The 24,827-nt window shown below is 67.2% G+C and carries 24 protein-coding genes; 15 read left to right on the plus strand and 9 right to left on the minus strand.

Annotation, left to right across the window (positions count from 1 at the left end; translation table 11 throughout):
* Positions 1-12: 12 nt before the first annotated feature.
* Positions 13-711, plus strand: a complete 699-nt coding sequence (locus tag QR64_RS02265) for an ABC transporter ATP-binding protein (protein WP_019290135.1) — start codon at positions 13-15, stop codon at positions 709-711.
* Between the two features lie 240 nt (positions 712-951).
* Here QR64_RS02265 and QR64_RS02270 read toward each other — a convergent pair whose 3' ends face one another.
* The 4 genes from QR64_RS02270 to echA20 are packed head-to-tail and all read right to left on the minus strand — an operon-like array spanning position 952 to position 4,453.
* Positions 952-2,031: an NAD(P)H-dependent flavin oxidoreductase gene (locus QR64_RS02270; RefSeq protein ID WP_006550419.1), complete on the minus strand. Its 1,080-nt coding sequence runs from the start codon at positions 2,029-2,031 to the stop codon at positions 952-954.
* Positions 2,028-2,786, minus strand: coding sequence for a cholesterol ring-cleaving hydrolase subunit IpdB (gene ipdB, locus QR64_RS02275; RefSeq protein WP_024102905.1), 759 nt, complete (start codon positions 2,784-2,786; stop codon positions 2,028-2,030). Before ipdB ends, QR64_RS02270 begins: the two co-directional genes overlap by 4 nt.
* Positions 2,783-3,661 carry a CoA transferase subunit A gene (locus QR64_RS02280; protein WP_197483186.1) on the minus strand — a complete coding sequence of 293 codons (879 nt, stop codon included), beginning with the start codon at positions 3,659-3,661 and terminating at the stop codon, positions 2,783-2,785. Before QR64_RS02280 ends, ipdB begins: the two co-directional genes overlap by 4 nt.
* Before the next feature lie 30 nt (positions 3,662-3,691).
* Positions 3,692-4,453 (minus strand): (7aS)-7a-methyl-1,5-dioxo-2,3,5,6,7,7a-hexahydro-1H-indene-carboxyl-CoA hydrolase, encoded by a 762-nt coding sequence (gene echA20 / locus QR64_RS02285; protein WP_039583874.1) that lies wholly within the window; start codon positions 4,451-4,453, stop codon positions 3,692-3,694.
* 140 nt (positions 4,454-4,593) lie between these two features.
* Between echA20 and QR64_RS02290 the strand changes: the two genes are divergently transcribed.
* Positions 4,594-5,811: an acetyl-CoA C-acetyltransferase gene (locus QR64_RS02290; protein WP_006550414.1), complete on the plus strand. Its 1,218-nt coding sequence runs from the start codon at positions 4,594-4,596 to the stop codon at positions 5,809-5,811.
* Between the two features lie 2 nt (positions 5,812-5,813).
* Here the strand turns inward: QR64_RS02290 and QR64_RS02295 are convergent, their stop codons facing one another.
* The gene (locus QR64_RS02295) at positions 5,814-6,521 is read right to left on the minus strand and encodes a hypothetical protein (RefSeq protein WP_024102908.1); all 708 of its coding nucleotides are present in this window, start codon (positions 6,519-6,521) and stop codon (positions 5,814-5,816) included.
* A gap of 52 nt (positions 6,522-6,573) precedes the next feature.
* On the opposite strand from QR64_RS02295, the gene QR64_RS02300 reads away from it, so the two are divergent.
* Positions 6,574-7,167: a TetR/AcrR family transcriptional regulator gene (locus QR64_RS02300; protein WP_039583875.1), complete on the plus strand. Its 594-nt coding sequence runs from the start codon at positions 6,574-6,576 to the stop codon at positions 7,165-7,167.
* A 16-nt stretch (positions 7,168-7,183) separates the two neighbouring features.
* Here QR64_RS02300 and QR64_RS02305 read toward each other — a convergent pair whose 3' ends face one another.
* Positions 7,184-8,863, minus strand: coding sequence for a class I adenylate-forming enzyme family protein (locus tag QR64_RS02305; RefSeq protein ID WP_039583876.1), 1,680 nt, complete (start codon positions 8,861-8,863; stop codon positions 7,184-7,186).
* A 236-nt stretch (positions 8,864-9,099) separates the two neighbouring features.
* Here QR64_RS02305 and QR64_RS02310 point away from each other — a divergent pair, with 236 nt between their 5' ends.
* The 5 genes from QR64_RS02310 (at position 9,100) to QR64_RS02330 (ending at position 14,083) form a co-directional block, all read left to right on the plus strand.
* Positions 9,100-9,909, plus strand: a complete 810-nt coding sequence (locus QR64_RS02310; protein ID WP_039583877.1) for a MaoC/PaaZ C-terminal domain-containing protein — start codon at positions 9,100-9,102, stop codon at positions 9,907-9,909.
* A 26-nt stretch (positions 9,910-9,935) separates the two neighbouring features.
* Positions 9,936-11,615, plus strand: a complete 1,680-nt coding sequence (locus QR64_RS02315) for an AMP-binding protein (protein WP_039583879.1) — start codon at positions 9,936-9,938, stop codon at positions 11,613-11,615.
* 167 nt (positions 11,616-11,782) lie between these two features.
* Positions 11,783-12,961, plus strand: a complete 1,179-nt coding sequence (locus QR64_RS02320; RefSeq protein WP_039583891.1) for a Rieske 2Fe-2S domain-containing protein — start codon at positions 11,783-11,785, stop codon at positions 12,959-12,961.
* Positions 12,962-12,972: 11 nt separating this feature from the next.
* Positions 12,973-13,242 carry a hypothetical protein gene (locus tag QR64_RS02325; RefSeq protein ID WP_006551945.1) on the plus strand — a complete coding sequence of 90 codons (270 nt, stop codon included), beginning with the start codon at positions 12,973-12,975 and terminating at the stop codon, positions 13,240-13,242.
* A gap of 37 nt (positions 13,243-13,279) precedes the next feature.
* Positions 13,280-14,083 carry an SDR family NAD(P)-dependent oxidoreductase gene (locus QR64_RS02330; protein ID WP_006551944.1) on the plus strand — a complete coding sequence of 268 codons (804 nt, stop codon included), beginning with the start codon at positions 13,280-13,282 and terminating at the stop codon, positions 14,081-14,083.
* 71 nt (positions 14,084-14,154) lie between these two features.
* Here QR64_RS02330 and QR64_RS02335 read toward each other — a convergent pair whose 3' ends face one another.
* The 3 genes from QR64_RS02335 to QR64_RS02345 form a co-directional block, all read right to left on the minus strand.
* Positions 14,155-15,207 carry a ferredoxin--NADP reductase gene (locus tag QR64_RS02335; RefSeq protein ID WP_039583881.1) on the minus strand — a complete coding sequence of 351 codons (1,053 nt, stop codon included), beginning with the start codon at positions 15,205-15,207 and terminating at the stop codon, positions 14,155-14,157.
* 116 nt (positions 15,208-15,323) lie between these two features.
* Complete coding sequence (locus tag QR64_RS02340; protein WP_006551942.1) at positions 15,324-16,670, minus strand: MFS transporter; 1,347 nt, start codon at positions 16,668-16,670, stop codon at positions 15,324-15,326.
* 226 nt (positions 16,671-16,896) lie between these two features.
* A complete protein-coding gene (locus QR64_RS02345) occupies positions 16,897-18,042 on the minus strand; it encodes a 12-oxophytodienoate reductase (RefSeq protein WP_024102918.1) in 1,146 nt (381 codons plus the stop codon).
* Between the two features lie 280 nt (positions 18,043-18,322).
* Between QR64_RS02345 and QR64_RS02350 the strand changes: the two genes are divergently transcribed.
* The 7 genes from QR64_RS02350 (at position 18,323) to QR64_RS02375 (ending at position 24,817) form a co-directional block, all read left to right on the plus strand.
* On the plus strand, positions 18,323-19,210 hold the full coding sequence (locus QR64_RS02350) for an IclR family transcriptional regulator (RefSeq protein ID WP_037217212.1): 888 nt from the start codon (positions 18,323-18,325) through the stop codon (positions 19,208-19,210).
* Positions 19,211-19,315: 105 nt separating this feature from the next.
* Positions 19,316-20,182: an alpha/beta fold hydrolase gene (locus QR64_RS02355; protein ID WP_019290122.1), complete on the plus strand. Its 867-nt coding sequence runs from the start codon at positions 19,316-19,318 to the stop codon at positions 20,180-20,182.
* Between the two features lie 192 nt (positions 20,183-20,374).
* On the plus strand, positions 20,375-21,553 hold the full coding sequence (locus QR64_RS02360; protein WP_006551939.1) for an acyl-CoA dehydrogenase family protein: 1,179 nt from the start codon (positions 20,375-20,377) through the stop codon (positions 21,551-21,553).
* 34 nt (positions 21,554-21,587) lie between these two features.
* Complete coding sequence (locus QR64_RS02365; RefSeq protein WP_019290121.1) at positions 21,588-22,511, plus strand: VOC family protein; 924 nt, start codon at positions 21,588-21,590, stop codon at positions 22,509-22,511.
* 218 nt (positions 22,512-22,729) lie between these two features.
* Entirely contained in the window at positions 22,730-23,143 is a 414-nt protein-coding gene (locus QR64_RS02370; protein ID WP_084222262.1) for an MmgE/PrpD family protein, read from the plus strand.
* A gap of 396 nt (positions 23,144-23,539) precedes the next feature.
* Complete coding sequence (locus QR64_RS28775) at positions 23,540-23,791, plus strand: FAD-binding protein (protein ID WP_367889063.1); 252 nt, start codon at positions 23,540-23,542, stop codon at positions 23,789-23,791.
* A gap of 681 nt (positions 23,792-24,472) precedes the next feature.
* Positions 24,473-24,817 (plus strand): hypothetical protein, encoded by a 345-nt coding sequence (locus QR64_RS02375; protein WP_235366958.1) that lies wholly within the window; start codon positions 24,473-24,475, stop codon positions 24,815-24,817.
* Positions 24,818-24,827: the final 10 nt, after the last annotated feature.

Genomic DNA, 24,827 nt, shown 5'->3' on the forward strand with positions numbered 1-24,827 from the left:
AAGGACTTCGACATGAGTATCTGCTTACGCAACATCGTCCTCAGCTATCCCGACGGTGACGGGCATCGACGCGTCCTCGACGACGTGGATTTCGAGGTCCGACGCGGCGAATTCGTGGCTGTGACCGGTCCGTCCGGGTCCGGCAAATCGAGCCTGCTCGCTGTCGCCGGCCTTCTCATCACCCCCGATTCGGGTCGTGTCGTTATCGACGGCAGCGACATGACGGGACTGGACCGTGACGAGCGCACGACCGTGCGACGCGAGAAGCTCGGATTCGTGTTCCAGCAGTCGAACCTGCTGCCCTCGTTGACCGCAGTCGAACAACTGCAGATGATGTCCCATCTCGCGGGCGACTCGGTCCGCGAGAGTCGTGCCCGTGCCACGGACCTGTTGTGTTCATTGGGTCTCGACGGGCACCTGGACCGGCGTCCCCACCAACTGTCGGGAGGGCAACGGCAACGGGTTGCGATCGCGCGAGGACTGATGAACGACCCCTCGGTGTTGCTCGTCGACGAGCCCACCTCGGCCCTCGACGAGAACCGCAGCCGCGAGGTCGTGGCCCTGCTCGCCGATCTGAGCCGGGATCGGGATGTGGCGATCGTGATGGTCACTCACGACCTGAGCCGGCTGACTCTCGTCGACCGCGCCTGTGCCGTGCGCAACGGGACACTGATACCCCTGCCTGGCTCCGTGCCGAGCGCAATTCACTGAAACAGCGGCGAACTGTTGTCACGCGGTATCGGGAATCTTCCTGACCGGGCCATGGCTTGGGCTTCGGCGGAGTGGGGTCGATTTTCCGGACCGCGGGAGGCATCGTGAACGACCCAGCGCCTGTGTCCGGCGACGCGCGGCGGAGTCTGCGCACGTCGGAACCGATCGAGACCGGTGTTGTTGTCGATTTCTCGCGGAAACTCGACAACAACACCGGTCTCGATCTGCTGGGAATCGGAATCAGGCGGCGGGACGCCCCTGATCGCGCAGGGCGGAGAGGGCGTCGATGCGCTCGACTGCCTCGGCGACGATGCGGTCGATCAGTTCCTGGCAGCTCGGCAGGTCGTCGAGCATGCCGACGACCTGGCCCGAGGCGAGCACACCGGCTTCGGTGTTGCCTTCCACGAGACCGGCCTTGAGGAGCATCGGGGTGTTGGCGGCCATGATGATCTGCTGCCAGGTGCGGTCGCTCGCCTTCTTCATGGCGAGGCCGTCCTTGACGATGGTCGACCACTTCATGCCCGTCATCGACTTGAACTTCGTCGCGTTCCGCGCGGCCGCGAGCAGTCCCTTCGCGTAGGTGGACTTCTCGAGGCTGTTCACCAGGTCGGTGTTCAGGACCCGGTGCGGCATGCCGTCGACCTTGAGTGACACCGTGGTGTCCTGCAGTCCCCGCGAAAGGTACTGCTGTTTCACCGAATCGGGAACAGCACTGTCGCTCGTGAGCAGGAACCGAGTGCCCATCGCGATGCCGGCCGCGCCGTAGGACAGCGCGGCGGCGAGCCCACGACCGTCGAAGAAGCCACCGGCGGCGACGACGGGAATGTCGACGGCGTCGAGGACGCTCGGCAGCAGCAGGGTTGTCGCGACGGGACCGGTGTGGCCACCGCCCTCGCCGCCCTGCACGATCACCGCGTCGGCGCCCCACGAGGCGACCTTCACGGCGTGCTTGGCAGCACCGATCGACGGCACGACGACGATGCCGTGATCCTTGAGCTTGGCGATCAGCTCCTTCTTCGGTGCGAGGGCGAACGACGCGACCTTGACCTTCTCGCGGATCAGCAGGTCGATGCGCTCACCGGCGTCCGAGGCGTCGGCGCGGATGTTGACGCCGAACGGCTTGCCGGTCAGCGACTTGGTCTTCGCGACCGCCGCTTCGAGTTCGGCGTAGGTCATCGTCGCCGAGGCGAGGATGCCGAGACCACCGGCGTTCGACGTCGCGGCGGTCAGGCGGGGACCAGAGACCCAGCCCATGCCCGTCTGAACGATCGGGTGCTCGATCCCCACCAGGTCGGTCAGGGCGGTGCGCAGGACGGTCACAGCGAGACCTCGCGGTCGCGCAGGCCCTTGGGGTCGATCACCTCGCGGATCAGACGCAGTTCCTCGAAGGTCGGCTCGCGGGTCACGCCCGCCTCGTCCAGGCCGGCGACCTCGAAGGAGGTGTTCTCCGCGACGGTGGACGCCTCGACACCCGGGTGCAACGAGAGCGCCCGGAAGGTGTGGTCGGGACCGCCGAAGTCGAAGACACCGAGGTTGGTGACGACCCGCGCGATGTCCAGGAAGCGGTACGCCGGGTTCTCGGGATCGACCTTGTCGTATCCGACACCCGAGACGATATCGACCGTGTCGACGAAGACGCGCGAGGAGTGCTTGCCGACCCAGTAGCTGGTCGCGTGGTTGATCGTGTTGCCGGGAGCGCCGCGCACACCGAACATCTGGCGTGTCGGCTGCTGGAGTGGACCGAAGGCCGACAGGTTCTGGTTGCCGTACCGGTCGATCTGGTTGGCGCCCATCACCACGTGGCGGCGGCCCGACGCGACGACGTCGAACACCTTGCGGAAGGGCATCCAGCCTTCGATCGGTGCCTTCGCGCCGAGGGCCGGGACGTCGGCGAGGATGAGTGCTTCACCGTCGGTGATCAGCAGGTCGGGCTCGGTGGTGAGCTTGGCCAGGCGTGCACCGATCTGCGGCAGTGTCGCCATCGGGCTCGCCATGATCTCGCCGGCACCCGAGAAGATGTCGGCGCATGCGATGGCGCAGTACTCGGCGCGGGTCACGGTCTCGGTGGTGGTCATGCCTGCTCCTGTGCGAACTTCTGGACTGCGGCCTGGTAGTCGTCCTCGCTGCCCGTGAGGAAGCGGTCGACGAATGCCTGCCATGCCTCGGGGTCCTTGGCGGACTCGGCGTAGTGGCGCTGGAACTTCTCGTCGCGGCCGTAGCTGTCGCCCGCGAGGGTGAAGTGCGCCCCGTTCGGTGCTTCGACGATTCCGTCGACCATCATGCGGTTGAGCAGGAGCTGCTGCAGCGGAACCTCTTTCACGAGCTGCTCGGTCTCGACGATCTTCTCGACGGAGACGTAGCGACGTTCGGCGGCCATGCAGTAGAGGTCGTCGAAGTAGGGGTCCACGCCCTGGTAACCGGAGTTGCCGTGCTTGTCGCCGATGTTGAGGTGCACGAACGACGCGTCGAGGTTCAGCGCCGGCATGGCGATGAGGGTCTCGGTGCCGTCCGGTCCGGGATACGGCGAGGTGACGGTCTTCAGTTCGCCTTCCCAGAAGTCGACCACGGCCGAACCCAGGCCCGCGCGGAGGGGCAGGAACGGCAGGCGCGCGGCGGCGGCTTCCAGGCCGCACTTGATCATGCCCTCGTCCATCTCGCGGGCGATGATCTCGCCGCCCGTGCGGGCCTTGGAGAACCACGGGTCGTAGAACGGTGCCGAGTCGAGCGAGACGAATCCGTAGTACGCCTTCTTCACCTTGCCCGCCGAACACAGCAGGCCCAGATCGGGGCCGCCGTAGGTGACGACGGTCAGATCCTTCACGTCCGAACGGAGGATGGCCCGCACGAGGGCCATGGGCTTGCGGCGCGATCCCCAGCCGCCGAGGCCGATGGTCATTCCGCTGCGCAGCTCGCCGACCACGTCGTCGAGCGACATTCTCTTGTCACGCATGGTGTTCCGAACTCCTGGTGGTGTGAGGCGTCAGCTGTTGCTGCGCGGCTTTCCTGTTGCGACGAACTCGTCGCGGTGCTCGTCGGCGATGCCGGCGAGATTCAGCTCGAAGGTGAAGCCCTGCTCGAGGCGGTAGCTCGTCTTCACGTCGACGGGGTCGATGCGGTTGATGGCTTCCTTCGCGCGGCGGATGACGCGGGTGTCCTTCGCGGCGATCATCTCGGCGACCTCGCGTGCGGCGGCGTCGAGTTCGCTGCGCGGCACGACCTTGTACACCGAGCCGAAGTGCTCGAGCTGCTGCGCGGTGACGTTCTGCGCCGTGTAGTAGAGGGTGCGCATCATGTGCTGGGGGACGAGGCGCGCGAGATGCGTTGCGGCGCCCAGTGCACCGCGGTCGACCTCGGGCAGGCCGAAGACGGCGTCGTCGGAGGCGACGATGACGTCCGCGTTGCCGACGAGGCCGATGCCGCCTCCGACGCAGAAGCCGTTGACGGCGACGATGACCGGTACCTCGCAGTCGTAGACGGCGGCGAATGCCGCGGCACACCCGTGGTTGGCGGCGATCAGGGCGTTGAACCTTTCGGTGGCCTGCATTTCCTTGATGTCCACACCCGCGTTGAAGCCTCTGCCCTCGGCGCGCAGGATCACCGCGTGGGTGTCGAGACTGCGCCCGGCCGTGGTCACGGCCTCGGCCAGGTCGAACCAGGCCTGTGAGGGGAGAGCGTTCACGGGCGGGAAGTCGACGGTGACCGTGGTGATACCGGCGCTGTCGGAGGTCGAGGTGATGCCCATGGCATGTTCCTAACGTCTGTACCGAACCAAGCGATTGCTTGGTAAGTTAGCACAGGATAGCCGCCGGACCCAGAGGGTCGAAGGGCCGTAGGGTCGAAGGGCCGTAGGGTCGAAGTACGACCGATCATCGAGGAGAGAAGATGCCCGAAGCAGTAATCGTGTCCGCAGTACGGTCGCCGATCGGGCGAGCACGCAAGGGCTCGCTCGCGTCGATCCGCCCGGACGACCTGGCGACCCAGATGGTCGCTGCAGCGCTCGCGAAGGTCCCCGATCTCGATCCCACCGAGATCGACGACCTCATGCTCGGCTGCGGCCAGCCCGCCGGACAGTCCGGCTTCAACATCGCCCGCGTGGTCGCGGTGCAACTCGGCTACGACTTCCTTCCCGGCGTGACCGTCAACCGGTACTGCTCGTCGTCGCTGCAGACCACCCGCATGGCGCTGCACGCCATCAAGGCCGGCGAGGGCGACGTGTTCGTCTCCGCCGGCGTCGAATCGGTGTCGAGCTTCGTGACCGGCAACGCCGACGGTCTGCCCGACACCAAGAACCCGCTGTTCGACGACGCCCAGGCGCGTACCGCCAAGCTCGCTGAAGGCGGAGTGCCGTGGACCGACCCGCGCACCGAGGGTCTGCTCCCCGACGTCTACGTCGCGATGGGACAGACCGCCGAGAACGTCGCGTCCCACACCGGCATCTCGCGCGAGGACCAGGACCGCTGGGGCGTGCGCTCGCACAACCGCGCCGAGGAAGCCATCAAGAGCGGCTTCTTCGAGCGGGAGATCACTCCGGTGACCCTCGCCGACGGCACGGTCGTCAGCACCGACGACGGTCCGCGTCCGGGCACCAACTACGAGGCCGTCAGTCAGCTCAAGCCGGTCTTCCGCCCGGACGGCACGGTGACCGCCGGCAACGCGTGCCCGCTCAACGACGGTGCGGCCGCTCTGGTGATCATGTCCGACACGAAGGCGAAGGAACTCGGACTGACCCCGCTCGCGCGCATCGTCTCCACCGGTGTCTCGGGCTTGTCGCCGGAGATCATGGGTCTCGGACCGATCGACGCGACCCGCAAGGCTCTCGCCAACGCGAACATGGGCATCGACGACATCGACCTGTTCGAGATCAACGAGGCGTTCGCCGTGCAGGTGCTCGGTTCGGCGCGTGAGCTGAAGATCGACGAGGACAAGCTCAACGTCTCGGGCGGTGCGATCGCGCTCGGTCACCCCTTCGGGATGACCGGTGCCCGCATCACCGCGACACTCATCAACAACCTGCAGACCCACGACAAGCAGTTCGGCGTCGAGACGATGTGCGTCGGTGGGGGTCAGGGCATGGCGATGGTGCTCGAACGCCTCAGCTGAGCTCAGTCCTCCGAGTCGGTCGGGGGGTCGTCGGTCTGCCGCTTGCGCTCGTCCTGGCGCCGGCGGCGCGCGACCTCCCGGTTCGCGAGGACGGCCGCGAGCACGACCGGCCAGACGTACTTCGCCTTGTCTGCGACAGCCTTCACCCACTCGGGCACGGTGAAGTCGAACAGGGAGAATTCCGGCAGGGAGATGGTCGGCCACGGAATGTCGGGCCACGGAATGTCCGGCCAGGGAATGTTGATATCCCAGTCTGGCCAATCGATTTCGGGGATCGGGATCTGTGCGAGCAGCCAGAGCACGATCAGCGGCACGGCGACCCCGGCTACGGCGACCGCCGTGCGCTGGGCGGCGTATTTCCGGGGGTGCGCCCGGATCCATTCCTCGCGAACAGCCGCCTTGGATCCGGGCTCGGGGTCGAGGTCGACCCCGCCGATGCCGGTGAGGGCGGCTGCTGCCGCACCGAGTTCGGTGTCGCCGTCCCACCAGGTGACTCGTCGGGCCGGTCCGATGAAGGTGGGGAGCCTGACGGCGATCGCGCCGCGTTCGTGCCCGTCGAGGACGACCTTGTCGTCGGAGGTCTTCTTCGTGGCGATCTCCTCGCCGTCGATCGTCCAGGTGATCCTGCGGCCCAGCCCGGCATCGTCGATTTCCACGGCGTGCTCGGCGCTCTCCCAGGTGAGCAGCCAGCGCTCCGGAGTCTTCGGCATACAGTAATAATAGAGCGGACACTCCATCAATGGCATCCAGGGAGCCGAGGACTTGGCACGTACGGTCGATCCGGTCCGGCACGAGGCGCGCCGCCTCGGGATCATCGACGCAGCTCTGACCTGCTTCGCCCGACACGGCTACGACGGCACGACCACGGCCGCGATCTGCCGCGAGGCCCGCATCGGGTCCGGAACCTTCTTCCACTACTTCCCCACGAAACTGTCGCTGATGGTGGCCGTTCTCGAACTGGGCACAGCCGAAAGCGTGGCGTGGTTCGAGGCGCAGAGCGGGCGAACCGACGCCACCCGTGTACTCGACGACTACGCCGTTCGGGCAGCAGAGGATGCGTCGGATCCCCGTACGGCCGGCTTCGTCCGAGCGGTCGGGGCTGTGATGACCCGGCCGGAGATCGCGGCTGCTCTCGACCGCGACGCCCGCGCGCTGCGCGACGGATTGTTTCCCTGGGTGCGGCTCGCGCAGCAGGCCGGAGAGATCCGGACCGACCTGCCCGCGGATCGGCTCGTCACCTGGCTACAGGCTTTGCTCGACGGCTACCTCGGCGTCGTCGCCGCCGAGACGTCCTTCGACCCCGTGCTCGAACAGGAAACGCTCCGCGACGCCCTGCAGCGCCTGCTCCGGCCGTAGGTGTGCAGATCCGTCGTCACCAGTGGCCGTGGGTGTCGCGCCAGCCCTTGCGGATGATCTTCCCGGTGGCGTTGCGCGGCAACAGGTTGCACGTCAGCGTCCATTGCGTCGGCACCTTGAAGTAGGCGAGACGCTCGGATGCGAAGGTCGTCAATTCCTCGACGGTGACCGTGGAGCCTTCGACGAGCACGACCACCGCAGCCACCTCCTGGCCCCATTCCGGGTGGGGCGCGCCGGTCACCATGCATTCGCGGACCGCCGGGTGCAGGGCCAGGACGCGCTCGACCTCCGACGGGTAGACGTTCTCGCCGTTCTGGTGGATGAGGTCGGCGCGCCGGCCCACCAGACGCAGACGGCCGTTCTCGACCACGCCGAAATCACCTGTGCGCAACCAGCGGTCGGGAGTGATCGCCTCGGCGGTCGCCGCCTCGTCGTCCCAGTAGCCGAGCATGACGAAGGGGCTGCGCACACACACCTCGCCCACGCGGCCGTCGGGCAGCCAGGCGCCGCTCTGATCCCGGATCTCGAGGCTCACCGTGATGATCGGCGCGCCCACCGTGCCGGGGAACTCCTCGAGTTCGGCGGCGGAGGCCACAGCGATCGACGTGCTGCACTCGGTGATGGTGTAACTGTCGACCATGGCGTGCTTGCCGAACGGAAGCCCTTCGCGCAGAAGTTGTTTGAATTCCGGCGTCGAAGGTTCCGAGGACAGGGTGAACCGGCTCAGCGAGGTGAGGTCGTATCTGTCGAGATCTTCGTCCTCGAGCATCCGCGCCGCCATCGACGGCACGGCCATCCAGTGGGTGACCTGTTCCGTCTCGATGAGTTCGAGCACGGGACGCACGCCGTACCAGCCCTGGTTCATCACCACGGTGCTGCCGGTGGCCAGGCGCGGCACGATCGTGTTGTGCAGGCTCGTGATGTGGAACAGTGAGGAGGTCAGCAGATAGCGGGAGTCCGATGGTGCGGACCGGTCGTATGTGCCGCCGGTCCAGATCGTCGCGATCGCGTCGAGGTACCGGTGGTAGTCGACCACTGCCAGCAGATTCCGCTGCGAGTGCAACGCACCCTTCGGATCCCCGCTCGTGCCCGAGGTGTACAGGAGGACGGCCGGATCGTCCTCGGCGACTCTCGGGGGCGGCGGCTGCGCGCCGTCGAATTCGGCGATGAGGCGCGGTAGATCCTCCTCGATCGACAGCACCACCGTCTGCGCACGGTCGATGCCGGCCACGGCCGCAGCGCGCGGACCGTCGACGAAGAGCACCCGGGGTCGCGAATGACGGATACCGAATTCGAGTTCCGGTTGCACCCACCACGCGTTCAGGCCCACCGAGATCGCACCGAGGGCCTGCGTCGCCCAGAAGGCGGTGACCCACTCGGGCCGGTTCGCCGACAGGATCGCGACCCGGTCGCCCACGCCCACCCCGTACCGCTCGTGGAGCGCCGCGGCGAGGGCGTACGACATGCGCGCGTTCCGGGCGAAGGTGATCCGCTGATCGGTCGTGACCAGATACTCGCGGTCGCCCCAGGCGAGGGACTGCGAGAGCAGATCCGCCACGGCGACGTCGCGTCTGCGCATGACGGGTATCTCGGTGCCCAGGACGTCCTGCACGACGATCTCGAACTCGCCACCCGGACCGGTGAGTCGCGATACCAGCTGATCGAGGAAATGGGAGGGATCGGAGGGGATGGTCATCGCCTGTATCCCACCGGTGCCCCTGCACGCTTCACGGACGTCCCCTCCTCCATCGAGTGCGTACCGCCAGAATCTCACGACGGGTCACCCCGACTTCGAATGTACCGGTGAGTGGGACGGGCGGTGACGGTCACCATCGCTCTCCCTAGCCTGTGACCTGGGCGTCTGTGGAAAAGCGAGGTCCTGTCTCCGTCGGGCCGCCGCCCGGCGCCCCTGTGAGAAAGGACCGAAGACGAATGACCGCAACGACGCCGACGCCCGCGCAGTGGCGAGGCCACGACCTGGGTGCCCGCACGATCCGCTACGACGAGCGGGACGCGATCCTGTACGCGCTCGCGGTGGGCGCCGGCGCGGCGGACCTCGATCTCGTGTTCGAGGACCGGCTGCGGGTGTTGCCGACGTTCGCCCTGACGCTGGCCCAGTGGGCACCGGATGCGCTCGGTGCGCTCGGTGCCTTCGACACGGCCACCGCGCTCCACGGTTCCCAGAGCCTCGAGGTGCTCGCACCGTTGCCGCGCTCCGGGGAGATCGCGATGTCGGCGCGCGTCGGTGAGGTCTGGGACAAGGGCCGGGCAGCGGTGTTCGAGGTCGTCGTCGAGAGCGAGTTCTTCATCGCGACGTGGTCGTTGTTCGCACCGGGAGCGGGAGGTTTCGGCGGCGAGCGCGGACCGTCGGCGCCGTCCGCGCCGGAGGGGGATGCCGACGTGGTCGGCACGCTCGCCACACGCGCCGACCAGGCGGCGCTTTACCGGCTGACCGGCGACCGGCACCACATCCACATCGATCCCGAGGCTGCGGCGCGCATCGGACAACCCCGCCCCATCCTGCACGGCCTGTGCACGCTGGCGGCCGCGACCCTGCCTCTGGCCGACATGCTCGGAGGACACCCCGCCGACCTGAAGACGCTGTTCGGGCGCTTCGCGGCCCCCGTCTTCCCCGGCGATGCGGCACAGGTCCGCGCCTGGGGTGACGCAGTGGACGTCCGGTTCGACGTCGTCACGGCGACCGGCGCCGTCCTGTCCGGCGGTCGCGCCGTTTTTGCTTGATCGCCACAACCGTCTGGAGGAAAGACTTGGACACGTTCGCAGAAGTAGTGCGCGCTCGTCACGGTGACCCGAAGGTAGGGTTGCGTTTCGAGGACCAGCAGTGGACCTGGGGCGAGGTGGTTCAGGAAAGCGCCGATCGTGCCGCCGCGATCGTCGCGACCGTGCCTGCTCCCGCAGATCGGCAGCGCCACATCGGGGTGCTGCTCGAGAACGTCCCGGACTTCGTCTTCTGGATCGGCGCCGGTGCCCTGGCCGGAGCAGCCGTCGTGGGCATCAACGCCAGCCGCAGCGGCCCCGAGATCGCCCGCGACATCGCGCACGCGGACATCGACCTCGTCGTCACCGAATCCCGCCTCGCCCATCTGCTCGAGGACACCGGCCACGGACTGCCGGCCGACCGCATCCTCGACATCGACGGCGATCGCTACGCGGAGTTCCTCGCGCCGTTCCGCGGCGCGGATCTGCCGGAGACGATCCCGTCCACCGACGACATCGCATTGTTGCTGTTCAGTTCCGGTTCGACCGGCGCTCCGAAGGCCGTGATCGTCGGCCACGGCCGGCTCGCACGCCTCCTCGGTCCGCTCACCGAACGTGTTGGCATGCGCGAGGATTCGGTCGCCTATCTGTGCATGCCGCTCTTCCACGGAAACGCACTCATGCTCAACCTCGGCACGGCCATGCGGGCCGGCGCGACCGTCTGCATGATCCGGAGGTTCTCCGCGAGCCGGTTCTCCGACGACATCCACCGCTACGGCGCCACTTTCGTCAACTACGTGGGCCGGGCCCTGTCGTACATCCTCAGCCGGCCGGAAGACCCCCGCGACCGCGCGAGCACCCTCGAACTCGCGTTCGGCACCGAGGCATCCGAAGCCGACGTGGCCCGCTTTTCCGAACGCTTCGGCTGCACGGTCGTCGAAGGCTACGGGATGAGCGAAGGCGTCTTCCGCATCAACCGCACCCCCGACACCCCGACCGGATCGCTCGGGGTCGCCGTCGGAGGCGTCGATGTCCGGATCTTCGACGAGGACACCGGGCAGGAGTGCCCCCGCGTCCGTTTCGACGAGACCGGTCGCCTCCTCAACAGTGACGCCGTCGGACAGATCGTCGCGTGCGGTGCCGCCCACACCTTCGAGGGCTACTACAAGAATCCCGAGGCGATGGCCGATCGGGTCAAGGGCGACGACTTCTGGTCGGGGGACCTCGGGTACCGCGACGAGAACGGCTTCTTCTACTTCGCCGGAAGATCCTCCGACTGGCTTCGCGTCGACAGCGAGAACTTCTCCGCCACTCCCGTCGAGCGCATCATCCTGCGGGTGCCGGGCATCCTGTCCGCCCCGGTCTTCGCCGTGCCCGATCCCACGACCGGGGATCAGGTCATGTGCGCCGTCGAACTCGAGCCCGGCGCGGAGTTCGACCCGGCGGTGTTCGGGGCGACCCTCGCCGAGCAGCCCGACATGGGAGACAAGTGGTGGCCGCGATTCGTGCGCGTCACCGCGCAGATCCCGCTGACGGGCAGCAACAAGGTGAACAAAGCCCCGCTGCGGGCGGTCGCGTGGAACACGCCAGACACGGTCTACGTGCGTGTCCGACGGACCTCCGAGTACGTCCTGCTCGACGACGCGGAACGCGCGCGCATCGAGCGGGAGTTCGTGGCCAACGGCCGGGCGGCCCTGTTGCCGACCACCGAACCTGCGCCGGTCGCATGATCGCGGTCCGGCCCGGTCTCACGACATCGGAAGGTCTCGACCAGTGAGATGGCCTCATCAGGGGTGATACCGATCACCTAGCGTTTCGGTCGTATCGCGACGGAATGCTCCAGCGGACTCCGCCGCCTGACCTCCTCAACGCTTCCCTCCCGAAAGGACGGACGACCGTGAGCATCGGCACTTCCGAACAATCCGAGATCCGCGAGATCGTCGCCGGGTCGGCTCCCGCCCGCTTCGCCCGGGGCTGGCACTGCCTCGGCCTGTCGAAGGACTTCAAGGACGGCAAGCCGCACTCGATCGAGGCATTCGGGACCAAGCTCGTGGTGTGGGCCGACAGCAACGACGAGATCAAGATCCTCGACGCGTACTGCCGGCACATGGGTGGGGACCTCAGCCGGGGCACCGTCAAGGGCGACGAGATCGCGTGTCCGTTCCACGACTGGCGCTGGGGCGGCAACGGGCGCTGCAAGAACATCCCGTACGCGCGGCGAGTTCCTCCGATCGCGAAGACCCGCGCATGGCACACTCTCGATCAGGACGGCATGCTCTTCGTGTGGCACGACCCCCAGCGGAACCCGCCGCCCGCGGACGTGACCATCCCGCACATCGAGGGCGCCACGAGCGACGAGTGGACCGACTGGGTCTGGTACACCACCGAGGTCGATACGAACTGCCGCGAGATCATCGACAACATCGTCGACATGGCGCACTTCTTCTACGTGCACTACTCCTTCCCGGTCTACTTCAAGAACGTCTTCGAAGGCCACGTGGCCAGCCAGTTCATGCGGGGTCAGGCTCGTATGGACGCTCGTCCGCACGCGGACGGACAGCCGAAGATGCTCGGAAGCCGCTCCGACGCGAGCTACTTCGGACCGTCCTTCATGATCGACGATCTCGTTTACCAGTACGAGGGTTACGACGTCGAGTCGGTCCTCATCAACTGCCACTACCCGGTGTCCCAGGACAAGTTCGTCCTGATGTACGGCATGATCGTCAAGAAGTCCGACCGCCTCGAGGGGGAGGAGGCGCTGCAGACCGCCCAGCAGTTCGGGAACTTCATCGCGAAGGGCTTCGAGCAGGACATCGAAATCTGGCGCAACAAGACCCGCATCGACAACCCGCTCCTGTGCGAGGAGGACGGCCCCGTCTACCAGCTGCGGCGCTGGTACGAGCAGTTCTATGTCGATGTCGAGGACGTTGCGCAGGAGATGACCGACCGCTTCGAGTTCGAGATGGACACCACTCGCCCGGTGGCCGCGTGGATGAAGCAGGTCGAGGAGAACCTTGCCCGCAAGGCAGCCCTCGACGAGCAGGCAGGCGCGCAGCAGTCCACCACGACGGGCTAGGAGCCAAAGACATGCAGAACCGGATGGAACCGTTGCGCTGCGGCGAATGCGCCGCGCAGGTGCTCGTCCAGAAGAACAGCTGGGAGCACACGTCCATCCAGTGGAACACCGATGCGCGCCGTCGTTGCCCTGTCGTGCAGGACGACGACGGGCGCGACGGGCGACCCGGCGCGCCCTGGATGTCGTGTTCGCATCTCGACGCCGCGATCGCCAAGGCGGCTGCTTCCGGGGTCATCGAGGTCTTCGACGACACTCCGATCCGAGCCCCCATCGTGCAGTGACCTCTTCAGCTTCCGACTACCTCCCGAAGGACCAGTGATGGCCGAAACCCTCGATCTCGACCGCTCGTACTATGGCCCGTGGGCCGTCATCGCCGGTGGCTCCGAAGGCGTCGGCGCGGCATTCGCCGACGAATTGAGCCGCGCGGGTTTCGATCTCGTGCTCATCGCGCGTAAGCCGGGCCCACTGCAGGAGACGGCGGACAAGGCACGGAGCAACGGGGTGCAGGTGCGCACCCTCGCGCTGGATCTGCTCGACGACGATGCCGTGGAAGAGATCCGCAAGGCGACCGAGGACATCGAGGTCGGCCTGTTCATCTTCAACGCCGGCGCGAACAGCTACGGCCACGAGTTCGTCACCGGCGACCTCGATGGGTTCCGCGGCGTGATCGAACTCAACGTCCACCGGCAGATCGAGTTGTCGCACCTGTTCGGTGGACCGATGAAAGAGCGCGGGCGCGGTGGCATCATGCTGCTCGGGTCGCTCTCCGGCTACATGGGTGCCGAACACCAGAGCATCTACGCGGCCTCGAAGGCGTTCAGCCGCGTCTTCGCCGAAAGTCTGTGGCTCGAGCTCGCACCGCACGGCGTGCACGTGGTCGAACTGGTACTCGGTGTCACCCGCACCCCGGCGATGGTGCGCGCGGGCCTGAACTTCGACATCCCGGGGATGCTCGTCGCCGAGCCGGAAGACGTTGCGCGTGAAGGTCTCGAACGACTCCAGGACGGTCCCGTGTGGGTCGCCGGCGGCAACTACGAGGCTGCGGTCAAGCGCAGCGGATTCCCGCGCGACAAGCTCGTCCGAGGCGCGGCTGCCGCGATGCGAGCGCTCCTGAACCGCTGAGCTCTGCCGCTTCCTCTACGACTCGTCCCCGGCTGCGGAAACGGCAGCCGGGGACGCTTCATTGTCGGGGGTCAGAAGTCGATGCGCACGTGCTTGCTTTTCGGCTTGGCCTGGCACGCGAGGACGTATCCGTTGGCGACGTCCTCCTCGTCGAGGATCGCGGACGGCGGGGTGTCGACGTCGCCTTCGACGACGGTGCACGCGCACGACCCGCACTCGCCTTCCCGGCACGAGTAGGGCACGTCCAGGCCCTTCGAGAGCATGATGTCCACGAGAGTCGCGCTGCGCGGCCAGACGAGGTCGTGTTCCTCGCCGTCGAGCTGCACCGTCACGGAGGCGGCGTCGGTGTCCGACTCGTCGATCTCGACGGCAGGTACGTCGGCGAACGGATCGCCGGACAGGGAGGTGAAGACCTCGGCGTGGATGCGGTCCTTCGGGACGCCGGCCAGCAGCAGGCCTTCGCGGACGGTATCCATGAACGGCCCGGGTCCGCACATGTACGCGCGGTGATCGGCGAAGGTAGAGACCAGGGTCGCGAGCTGCTGCGGCGTCGGCAGGCCCTGCACGCTCTCGAGCCAGTGCACGACGGTGAGGGCAGTGGCGTGCCGGGCGGCGAGTTCGCGCAGCCTCTCGGCGAAGATGACGGACTTCTCGTCGCGGTTGCCGTAGACGAGCACCACGTTGCGATTGCCGCTGTGGAGAGCCGACTCGAGGATGGACAACACCGGCGTGATACCGCTGCCTCCGGCGAACAGTGCGAGTTTCTCGGTGAGATCGACCGGAGTGAACACGCCCGCCGGGGGCAGCACCTCGAGGGTTTGCCCTGCAGTGATGTTGTCGCACAGCCAGTTCGATCCGTATCCGTCGGCGGTGCGCTTGACGGTGACCTTGAGAGGCTCGCCGGTGTGGGGGGAGCTCGCGAGCGAGTAGCACCGTGCCACGGAACCGGTCCGATCGCTCGGGATGCGCAGGGTGAGGAACTGTCCCGGTTTGTAGGCGAAGCCCGCGCGGCGCTCTTCTGGCACGTCGAAAACCAGCGAAACGGCGTCGGCGGTTTCCTGGACGACTGCACCGACGGTCAGTACGACGGAGCGTGAACCGACCGGTGTCTCAACGGCTGTCATCGCAGTGGTTCCCTTCGATACGAATACTTCTCGATCGGATCACCGTAGAACGCCGACGGACGCCGACGCCCGTCTCCTCCCGGTAATCGGGACACGGGAGGAGACGGGCGTTCGGATCAGGCGGTGCGCACGCTGCGTGGGATCAGCAAGGTGATCCCGATGGTCACCACGGAGAGCGCGATGAGCATGCCGCCGACCATGTTGATTCCCGCGAGTGGGGTCGCAGCGAACGCGAGCAGCATGGTCGCGATCGACGTTCCGACACCCTGACCCGCGGTACGCAGCACGGCGTTCGTGCCGGTCGTCTCGCTGGTGTTGTGCTCGGGCACGGACTCGACGATCAGGTTCGGAATCGCCGTGTAGGCGAAGGCGGTCGCGACCGACACCACGACGACCATCGCGGTCATGGCCACCACGGAGTGGTGCGCGGTGAGCATGACGACGACGCCGACGATGAACAGGGCGGTACCGAGCAGCATCGACGCGCGTGAACCCACCGCGGCGGAGATCCGGCCGCTCAGCGGAGTGCAGACGAATCCGAACAGGGAGCCGATGAACGAGAGCCAACCCGCGTGCGTCGCGCTCAGGCCCAGGCCGAAGTCGCCGGTGGACGGCGTCTGCATGATGATCGGAATGATCATGGTGACCACGCCCAGCGGTCCCACCGCGATCGCGACGGTGGCCAGCATCGTGAGCGAGAACTTGCGGTCGGCGAACAGGCGCACGTTGATGATGGGGGAGGGTGTGCGCAGTTCCCACCGCACGAGCAGGACCAGAGCGACGGCCCCGCCCAGGATGAGACCGAGGGTCCGCGGGTCCGACCAGCCCCATGACTGGGACTTGTTGACGCCGAGCAGGATCGCGGCGACCGCGCCGGCGAAGGTGACCGCACCGATGTAGTCGATCTTCTCGGAGGTCCCGGTGGGCCGGCGCCACGGGAGGACGAACCAGACGAGCAGCAGGGCGAAGATCGCGTACACGGCGGCGACGACGAAGATCATGTGCCAGCTGGCGTTGTCGATCAGCAGACCGGCGACGAGCAGCGACGCCGAACCGGCGGCGACCGCCGAGCCGGAGATCAGTGCGACGGCAACGGGAACGCGGGAAGCGGGAAGATGCTCGCGCGCCAGCCCGATGCACAGCGGCAGGATCGCACCGGCCACACCTTGGATCGCGCGGCCGATGATGATGCTGGTGAGGCTGTCACCGAGGGCGCTGACCATCGAGCCGAGCGCCGCGACGGCGAGCAGGACCATCAGGATCCGTTCCCGGCCGTACATGTCGCCGAGCCGGCCGCACACGGCGGCCGAGGCGGCCGAGACGAGGAGGAAGGCCGTCACCGCCCATCCGACCGTCGATGCGTTGCTGTCGAATTCGACGATCAACGTCGGGATCGCGGCGAACATCATCGATGTTTCGAACGCACTGATGATCTCGACGGCGATCAGGACCGACACGATCACCCATACCGGCTGCTGCCGGTCGAACCGGCTCCGCCCCTTCGGCGTTGCGGATTCCGGCTGGGAGAGGTCATTGGCGTAGGACGTCAAAGCGCATTCCAGACTCTCGGCGGCCCGATCGCGGGCCGTGTTTCCTGCCCCACGAATGGGAGTGGCTCGGATCACTTGGTATCGCAGGTGAGGGCTGTCACGCTGTTCTATCTCGCTGAGCGAGAACGATTTTGGTGCGTCAGATGAGCGCGGCCTCGTGTACTGCGCGGTCGAACTCGGGCAGTTCCGCGCCGTTGCGAAGGGTCGTCGCGAGCGACGGGTCGGCGAGATGAAGCCGACCGATGGCGATCAGATCGAATTCGTCGTCGCCCAGGCGTCGTTCGAGTTCGGGAACGTTGTTGCGCACAGGTGCGCTGCCCTGGAGGCGGCTCTCCCGCAACGTCGTTGCGATTCCGACGCTGCCTACGGCCATCGAATGTGCGCCGGTGACCTTCTTGGCCCAGCCTGCGAGTGTCAGGTCGCTGCCTTCGAAGGCCGGCATGTCGAAGCGGCGGATGCTCGCGTCGAAGACGTCGACGCCGGCTTCCTTCAATGGGGTGAGGACGGCTTTCAGTTCGTCCGGGGTGTGGGCGATCCGGGCTTCGTAGTTCTGTTGCTTGTGCTGCGAGAACCGGTAGAAGATCGGCAGGTCGTCGCCGATGCGCGCGCGGATGGCGGCGACCACCGCGGCGGGGAAACGGGTGCGGCGCTCGAGGTCGCCGCCCCATTCGTCGTCGCGGAGATTCGTTCCCTCCCAGAGGAACGCGTCGAGCAGATAGCCGTGCCCACCGTGCAGTGCGATGCCGTCGAATCCGACTCGGGCAGCGGCGGCCGCCGCGTCGGTATAGGCCGCGACGACCTGCTCGATGTCCTCCACGGTCATGGCCCGCGTGGGCGCTGAGGCCCGGGAGATGTAGTCCTCGCCGTAGGACGTCACGCCGAGCTCGCCCCAGACTCCCGACGGCCGCATGGGGACGAGGTCGGGGTCGACATCTGCGGTCATCGCGCCCCAGAGGGGGCCGACGTGCCAGAGCTGGGGGACGATGCGTCCACCCTCGGCGTGAACCGCGTCGACGACGCGACGCCAGCCGTCGAGGGCTTCTTCGCCGTGCATGTGTGGCACGCGGGGATTGTCGACTGCTGTCGGGTGATCGATCGCGACGCCCTCGGTGAGGATCAGGGCCGTGCCGCCCGCGGCGCGTCGCCGGTAGTACTCCACGACATCCGGGCCGGGCACGCCACCCGGCGAGTGCGAGCGGGTCATCGGCGACATCACGATGCGGTTGCGGAGCTCGAGGGAACGGACCGTCAGGGGACGGAAGAGGGGGGACTCGGTATCCGGCATCGTGGTCTCGACTCTTTCGGCTCGTGCGGGCGACGGGTGCAGGCGGGTTCGGCCCACATCCGAGGTTGTACCCACCGCCCGGTCCGCGGGACAGGGACCTCCTGCTCAGTGAGACGTGCCGGCGGAAGCGCGAGGGGAGGGACGTAGATCGCGGGAGCATCGAGTCCGCTGATCGGGAATTGTGCGACAGGTCACTCGCCTTGTACTCTGGGCATCACTCACAAGAATCAATTTCAATTCTTGCTTTCGTGGGTGATCGGATTCCGGAGAAAGGGTGGCGATGTCCGAGGCGCAACGTACACAGGTCTCCCAGGCACCGAAGCGCGAACTGCCTGCATCGATGGTCGAGCGAATGACCCTCATCCTCGATGCCTTCGACGATCTCTCGTCGCGGCTCACCCTGGAAGAAGTTGCGTGCCGCACCCGGCTTCCGCGCTCGACGGTCCACCGCATCCTCGACCAGATGGTGCGACTCGACTGGATCGACCACGCGTCGTTCGGGTATTGCCTCGGCCGTCGTGCGAAGTCCATGGGAGAGGGCGACAGTGGGCACATCCGCGTCCGTGAGGCCGCGGCACCGCTCCTCCACGAACTGCACATGACCACCGGGATGGTCGCGCACCTGTCCGTGCTCGACGGGCCCGACTGCGTCTACCTCGACAAGATCGGCGGCCAGCTCGCCGCGGCACTGCCGTCGCGGGTCGGCGGACGTGTCCCCGCCTACGCCACCGCCGGCGGCAAGGCGCTGCTCGCCGGACTAGAGCCGGAGCAGGTCGATGCCCTCTACCCCGGCCCGCAACTGCCGCGTCGCACCGAGCGGACCATCACCGATCTGTCGACCCTGCACCTCGAACTCAACCGCATCCGCCGTCGCCACGGTCTGGCCTTCGAGACCGGAGAGGCCACCGCCGGTATGTCCTGTGCGGGCGCCGCGATCCGCAGCCCTGCATCGTCGGTCGCCGCGATCTCCCTGTGCGGTCCCACCCGCCCCGGCCACCTCGAACGCATCGCGCCGCTGGTCGCCGATGCGGTCCGCACGATCTCGCGCACGCTCTATCCCGAACTCGACACCCCTCGACGCAATCGCGCCGCACGCACGTCCGGAGCGTCGTGGTCGCCGCAGGTCATGGAGCGAATGCTCGCCACGCAGTCGAACGGCTGGATCTGACGACCGGAGCCGGCAGCATCACGCACCGCCCCGCGGCGGGCGGAACATCCCGGTGATCGGGAACGTTCGAGCCGCGTGAGGTGGATCACTGGAAACCTTCTCGTCATGACGACGGAATCGACTTTCGAGAACACGGCGAGAGAACTCGCGACCGACCGCGGCACCCTCCGCTACCACGAAGCCGGTCAGGGTGAACCACTCCTGCTGCTCCACGGCTCCGGACCGGGCGTCACCGGCTGGCGGAACTACCGCGGTGTGCTCGCCGATCTCGCCGAGCACTACCGGTGCCTCGTCCTGGAGTTCCCCGGCTTCGGCGTGAGCGACCCGTGCGAAGGACACCCGATGGCGATGGCCTCGGTCGCGGTGACCGACTTCCTCGACGGACTCGGCCTCGACCGCGTGTCGATCATCGGGAACTCGATGGGCGGCATCGTCGGGACGCAGTTCGCGATCGCGCAGCCCGAGCGGGTGAAGAAGCTCGTCACCATCGGAGGCGCCGGCCGTTCGGTCTTCGCGCCGTCGCCGGGCGAGGGCATCCGGCTGCTCATGGAGTTCACGGACGACCCCACGCGCGACAAGCTCGTCCGTTGGCTGCGGTCGATGGTCTACGACCCCGCGATCGTCACCGAGGAACTCATCGAAGAGCGGTGGGCACTGGCCACCGAACCGAAGACCCTCGAGATCGCCCGACGCATGTACAGCACCGCGGCCTTCGCTGCGGGCGCGAAGGCCGCTGCCGCCTCCGACGCCACCCCGTACTGGGCGCAGCTCCACAAGATCACCGCACCGGTGCTGCTGACCTGGGGTCGCGACGACCGTGTCAGCCCCGTCGACATGGCGATGCTTCCCATGCGCGAACTGCGCCGCGGCGAGCTCCACGTCTTCCCCAACTGCGGCCACTGGACGATGATCGAGGCGCGCGAGGCGTGGCTGTCGGCGGTACTCGCGTTCCTTCGCCGCGACGACGCGTAGGCCCCGTCCGCGCGGACTCGTAACCCGCTCCCGCTCAGCCCCATCGACCGCTCCCGCTCAGCCCCATCGACCGCTCCCGCTCAGTGGAAAAACGACGATACGGGAGCGGTCCACCTGAGACCGTAGGCGTCAACGGAACCGACGCTCACCACGCCGTATCGGGGGCGTCACCCTCACAGAGCTGGAGAGATCATGGGACAGGTGCTCGACTCCGTTTCGGAGTTCGCAGACGAGATCCGCGCGGACGGCGCCGAAGGCGACACGCTGATGCGGCTGACCGACCGCAGCGCGAAGAGGCTCCGCGACGCCGGCGTCATCCGTCTCCTGCAACCGAAGGAATTCGGGGGCCTCGAGGCGCACCCGCGCGAGTTCGCGGAGACCGCCATGGCCATCGGCGCCATGGACGGCGCGACCGGCTGGGTCAGCGGCATTGTCGGTGTCCACCCGTGGGAGATGGCCTTCTTCGACCCGAAGGCCCAGGAGGAGGTGTGGGGCGAGAACCCCGACACCTGGATCGCCTCCCCGTACGCACCGATGGGTGTGGCGACCCCCGTCGACGGCGGATACATCCTCAACGGCCGCTGGTCGTTCTCGTCGGGCACCGACCACTGCGACTGGGTGATGATCGGTGCGGCCGTGGGCGACAAGGACGGCAACCGCCTGAACCCGCCACAGAGCCTGCACGTGTTGCTGCCGCGGTCGGACTACCGGATCGACCACGACAGCTGGAACGTCGTCGGCCTGCGCGGCACGGGTTCGAAGGATCTCATCGTCGAGAACGCCTTCCTCCCCGAGTACCGGACCCTGCGCGCCGAGCGCGTCATGGGCGGGGTGGCGTGGCAGGACGCCGGACGCGACGAGACGCTCTACAAGTTCCCCTTCTCGTGCATCTTCCCGCTCGGCATCACCTCGTCGCTCATCGGCATCGCCGAGGGTGCGCTGAACTGCTACATCGAGTCCCAGCGCGAGCGGGTCACGGTGTCCGGCACCGCGATCAAGCAGGACCCGTACGTGCTGTCGAACCTCGGTGACGCCGCAGCGGAGATCGCCGCGTCGCGCGCCGCCCTGCTCGAAACCGTCGACCGCTTCTGGGATCTGACCGAGCGGGGCATCGAGGTCACCTTCGAGCAACGCGCGATCGGACGCCGGACCCAGGTCGCCGCGGCATGGCGGGCCGTGCGCGCCGTCGACGAGATCTTCTCGCGGGCCGGCGGCGGCGCGCTGCAGCTGAGCAATCCGCTGCAGCGCTTCTGGCGCGACGCCCACGCCGGTCTGAGCCACGCCATCCACGTCCCCGGTTCGATCTTCCACGCCGCGACGCTCACCCAGCTCGGCGAAGAGCCGCAGGGCATGATGCGGTCGATGATCTGACATCACATCCATTACGGCGAAGGAACATTCGGATATGACGGATATTCGGGGCCTGGGTTATCTCAGGATCCAGACCACAGACATCGCACGATGGCGCGAACTCGTCGTCGACGGACTCGGCATGGCGATCGGTACCGGCCCGGAACCCGACGGCCTGTACCTGCGTGTCGACGAGCGGCGGGCACGCCTGATCGTGCTGCCCGGTGAGGTCGACAAGGCACTCGCCGTGGGCTGGGAGGTGCGCGACGAGTTCGCGCTGCGTAGCGTGCGCGAAGCGGTCGAGAAGGCCGGCATCGCCGTCGAGGTCCTCTCCGAGGAGGAGTCGACCTACCGCGACGCCGAGCAGGTCATCGCATTCGACGATCCGGGCGGCACCCGCACCGAGGTGTTCTTCGGTCCGGTGCTCGACCACAGCCCCCTCGTGACGCCGTTCGCCGGTGTCTTCCACACCGGTGAGGAGGGACTCGGCCACGTCGTCCTGCCCACCGCCGCGTTCGCGGAGTCCTACGAGTTCTACACCGAGGTACTCGGGTTCCTGCCGCGCGGAGCGACGCGGCTCGGTGGCCTGTCGGCACCGCCGCCCGTGCGACGCGTGCGGTTCCTGGGCGTCAACCGCCGCCACCACAGCCTCGCGTTGTGCCCGGCTCCCCCCACCGCCGAACCCGGCCTCGTGCACCTGATGCTCGAGGTCGAGACGCTCGACGCGGTCGGTCAGGCCCTGGACCGGGTGAACAAGTTGGGCTTCTCGATCTCGTCGACCCTGGGCCGGCACACCAACGACAAGATGGTCTCCTTCTACGTGCGTGCCCCCGGCGGATGGGACCTCGAGTTCGGTACCGAAGGCATGCTCGTCGACGAAACCTTCTACACCGCAGAAGAAATCACCGCGGACAGTTACTGGGGTCACGACTGGTCGGGCTCCGAGCCGCTCGCGGCGTTCTCGCCTCCGGTGGGCTGATCGAGTTCGTCCACCCGGATGCCTTCCGACGATGCCACGGCGTACAACGCCGTGGCATCGTCGCGTCGGTGGCCCTGTCCGATCGCCTCGGTACACCCGGGAGGGCGGCTCCCGGCGAGCGGGACCGGAAGGCGGTGCGTCACAGGCTTCGGGGAGAGTGATGTGGATTACAGATCGTGCCGGATCCTCACGCATCTCGACGCGGGCCGTCCCTACGCATGGAACGTACTCGCATGGCACACAAGGTGATCGACCGCCTCGGTGGGGTCGAGGAGGCCACGGTGTTCGGCCGTTCGACCAAAGCGCCTGCTGCCGTTGCTGCTGCGTTCAACTCCGATATCACCTACGCGCTCGACGCGGACGACACACTCTTCGACTCGGCGCACTTCGCGACGATCGTGGTCTCCTCGGCCCGCGCCGAGGCCGAACGCGTCGATGCGTCCGGCGACAGCCTGCTCCGTGCCGTCGCTGTCGGCTACGACATGACCGCGCGGCTCAACCTCGCATGCTCGTTCATGGAGGTCGTCGACGGAAAGATGAAGTGGTGGATACTCGACAGTGCCGTGAAGTACTGCCCGGCCTTGCTGCTACACGGGTGCCTCCATCGATGCGTTGCGCGCGCTCGTCCGTGAACACGGCCGGGGGCCGGACGATATCGAACACATCGAGGTTCGGCTCAACCCCGGCGCCTACAGCCAGCGGGTGTTCCACACGCCGGCAACGAGTATCGAACCCGACCATCGTGCCGCGATCCACGGAGCCTTCAACCTCCCGGGCGGACCGGCCAGCTCACCATGTACCAGAACGACAATCAGGCGTTCCTGGTCATCGACGAACAGGCCTACGAGGAAGGAATGGCCACACCGACTTCGAGTCCGCAACTCCGTCACCAGCCGACCTGGGTGTGAGACGGTGTCGGAGCTCGAGTCCGAAATGGGTCTTCCCGCAGGAACTCTCGGATCGACGGTGGAGCTCTACAATCGGCACGCCGAATCGGGGACGGATCCGGTCCTCGGAAAGAAGGCGGAGTGGGTGCGGCCCCTCCGATCGCCGATCGCCGCGATCGATCTGCGTGGCATGACCGAAGGTTTCACCCTGGGGGACTGCAGACCTCGGTGGACTCGGAAGTTCTTCACGTGGGCGGAGATCCGATTCCCGGTCTGTATGCGGCGGGCCGTTGTACGTCCGGCCTCTCGGCGTGGGGCTACTGCAGCGGCATCTCCCTCGGTGACGGTAGCTTCTTCGGCCGGCGCGCGGGAATGCGCGCGGCGGCGAAGTGAGTGGCACCGGGATGTCCCCTCGGATGCGATGAGCGGAGCATTCCGGATCCGGGTCCAGGAGCGCTCCGCGTCTCGTGTCGTGCGAGCGTGCCACGGGGCGATGCCGGGTTCGCGACCCCTGCCGTGCGCCGGCTCTGCAATTCGCGCCGGCGGTCGGCGACCGGACCTCGGTGCCGGGTGCGCGGCCTGATCGGGTATTCGAGCACGCGAGGAGCGTTGTCGCCGTAGACGAAAAGGGCGGACCTCCTCACCGTCCTCCGCACGCATTGTGTATGTTCGACGCCGCGAACAGGGGGCATCGATGAACGAACACAGGACTGGGCACGGTTGTCGGGGGCCGGCGGGGGCGGGCTGCCGCCGGGATTCCTCGTCGTCTCCGGTGCGGAAGTGTGCGGTCCAGCCCTCGACGGCGGTGTTCGTCCTGCGGCGATCGACGGTTCGGCCGACCGGTTCGTAGGGAGCCGGTCCTCGGGCGAGGCCGACCGGCACGGAATTCGTCTCCGTGCCCGGGACGAAGGATGTGCCCGAACGAGGATCTGGTGTAGAACGTTTCGGAAAGATGTAATTTTTGTCCGAAAAGCACGTTCTCTTCACCGTGAAAGGGAGATCCGAGAATTGGAGCCGAGCCGAACAGGTGCGCTGCAGATCGGTCGCTGGCGTCTCAAATACAGACTCGCGGCCGTGCTGTCGATTCCCCTCGTCCTCGCTGTCGCTCTCGGTGCCGTGCGCGTCACGACTCAGCTCGACGAGGCGCAGCGGTCGGCCGCATTGTCCGAGCAGACCGTTGTCGCGCCGGCGCTGCTCGACTTCTCCATCGCTGTGATCAGCATTACCGCCGCCACGAGCCTCGGATTCACGCCCAAGAGCGTGGCCGCGGACGATGTGACGCAGTCCATGGACACTCTGAGGGAACTCGCCGCAGGAAGCGATCTCAGCTCCGATGTCGCCGTAGAACTCGATGCGCTGCTCGCGCAGGGCGACCAGCTCTACTACTACAGCTGTAGATCGAGCTCAAGGATGCGCTGACCTGCGGTTC

It is taken from the genome of Rhodococcus sp. Chr-9, assembly GCF_000801125.1.
GTDB lineage: Bacteria > Actinomycetota > Actinomycetes > Mycobacteriales > Mycobacteriaceae > Rhodococcus > Rhodococcus pyridinivorans.

Coding starts and splice junctions, on each gene's coding strand:
- QR64_RS02265 (WP_019290135.1), top strand. CDS start 13: ATGAGTATCTGCTTACGCAACATCGTCCTCAGCTATCCCGACGGTGAC.
- ipdB (WP_024102905.1), bottom strand. CDS start 2,786: ATGACCACCACCGAGACCGTGACCCGCGCCGAGTACTGCGCCATCGCA.
- QR64_RS02280 (WP_197483186.1), bottom strand. CDS start 3,661: ATGCGTGACAAGAGAATGTCGCTCGACGACGTGGTCGGCGAGCTGCGC.
- echA20 (WP_039583874.1), bottom strand. CDS start 4,453: ATGGGCATCACCTCGACCTCCGACAGCGCCGGTATCACCACGGTCACC.
- QR64_RS02290 (WP_006550414.1), top strand. CDS start 4,594: ATGCCCGAAGCAGTAATCGTGTCCGCAGTACGGTCGCCGATCGGGCGA.
- QR64_RS02295 (WP_024102908.1), bottom strand. CDS start 6,521: ATGCCGAAGACTCCGGAGCGCTGGCTGCTCACCTGGGAGAGCGCCGAG.
- QR64_RS02305 (WP_039583876.1), bottom strand. CDS start 8,863: ATGACCATCCCCTCCGATCCCTCCCATTTCCTCGATCAGCTGGTATCG.
- QR64_RS02310 (WP_039583877.1), top strand. CDS start 9,100: ATGACCGCAACGACGCCGACGCCCGCGCAGTGGCGAGGCCACGACCTG.
- QR64_RS02325 (WP_006551945.1), top strand. CDS start 12,973: ATGCAGAACCGGATGGAACCGTTGCGCTGCGGCGAATGCGCCGCGCAG.
- QR64_RS02330 (WP_006551944.1), top strand. CDS start 13,280: ATGGCCGAAACCCTCGATCTCGACCGCTCGTACTATGGCCCGTGGGCC.
- QR64_RS02335 (WP_039583881.1), bottom strand. CDS start 15,207: ATGACAGCCGTTGAGACACCGGTCGGTTCACGCTCCGTCGTACTGACC.
- QR64_RS02345 (WP_024102918.1), bottom strand. CDS start 18,042: ATGCCGGATACCGAGTCCCCCCTCTTCCGTCCCCTGACGGTCCGTTCC.
- QR64_RS02350 (WP_037217212.1), top strand. CDS start 18,323: ATGTCCGAGGCGCAACGTACACAGGTCTCCCAGGCACCGAAGCGCGAA.
- QR64_RS02355 (WP_019290122.1), top strand. CDS start 19,316: ATGACGACGGAATCGACTTTCGAGAACACGGCGAGAGAACTCGCGACC.
- QR64_RS02360 (WP_006551939.1), top strand. CDS start 20,375: ATGGGACAGGTGCTCGACTCCGTTTCGGAGTTCGCAGACGAGATCCGC.
- QR64_RS02365 (WP_019290121.1), top strand. CDS start 21,588: ATGACGGATATTCGGGGCCTGGGTTATCTCAGGATCCAGACCACAGAC.
- QR64_RS02370 (WP_084222262.1), top strand. CDS start 22,730: ATGGAACGTACTCGCATGGCACACAAGGTGATCGACCGCCTCGGTGGG.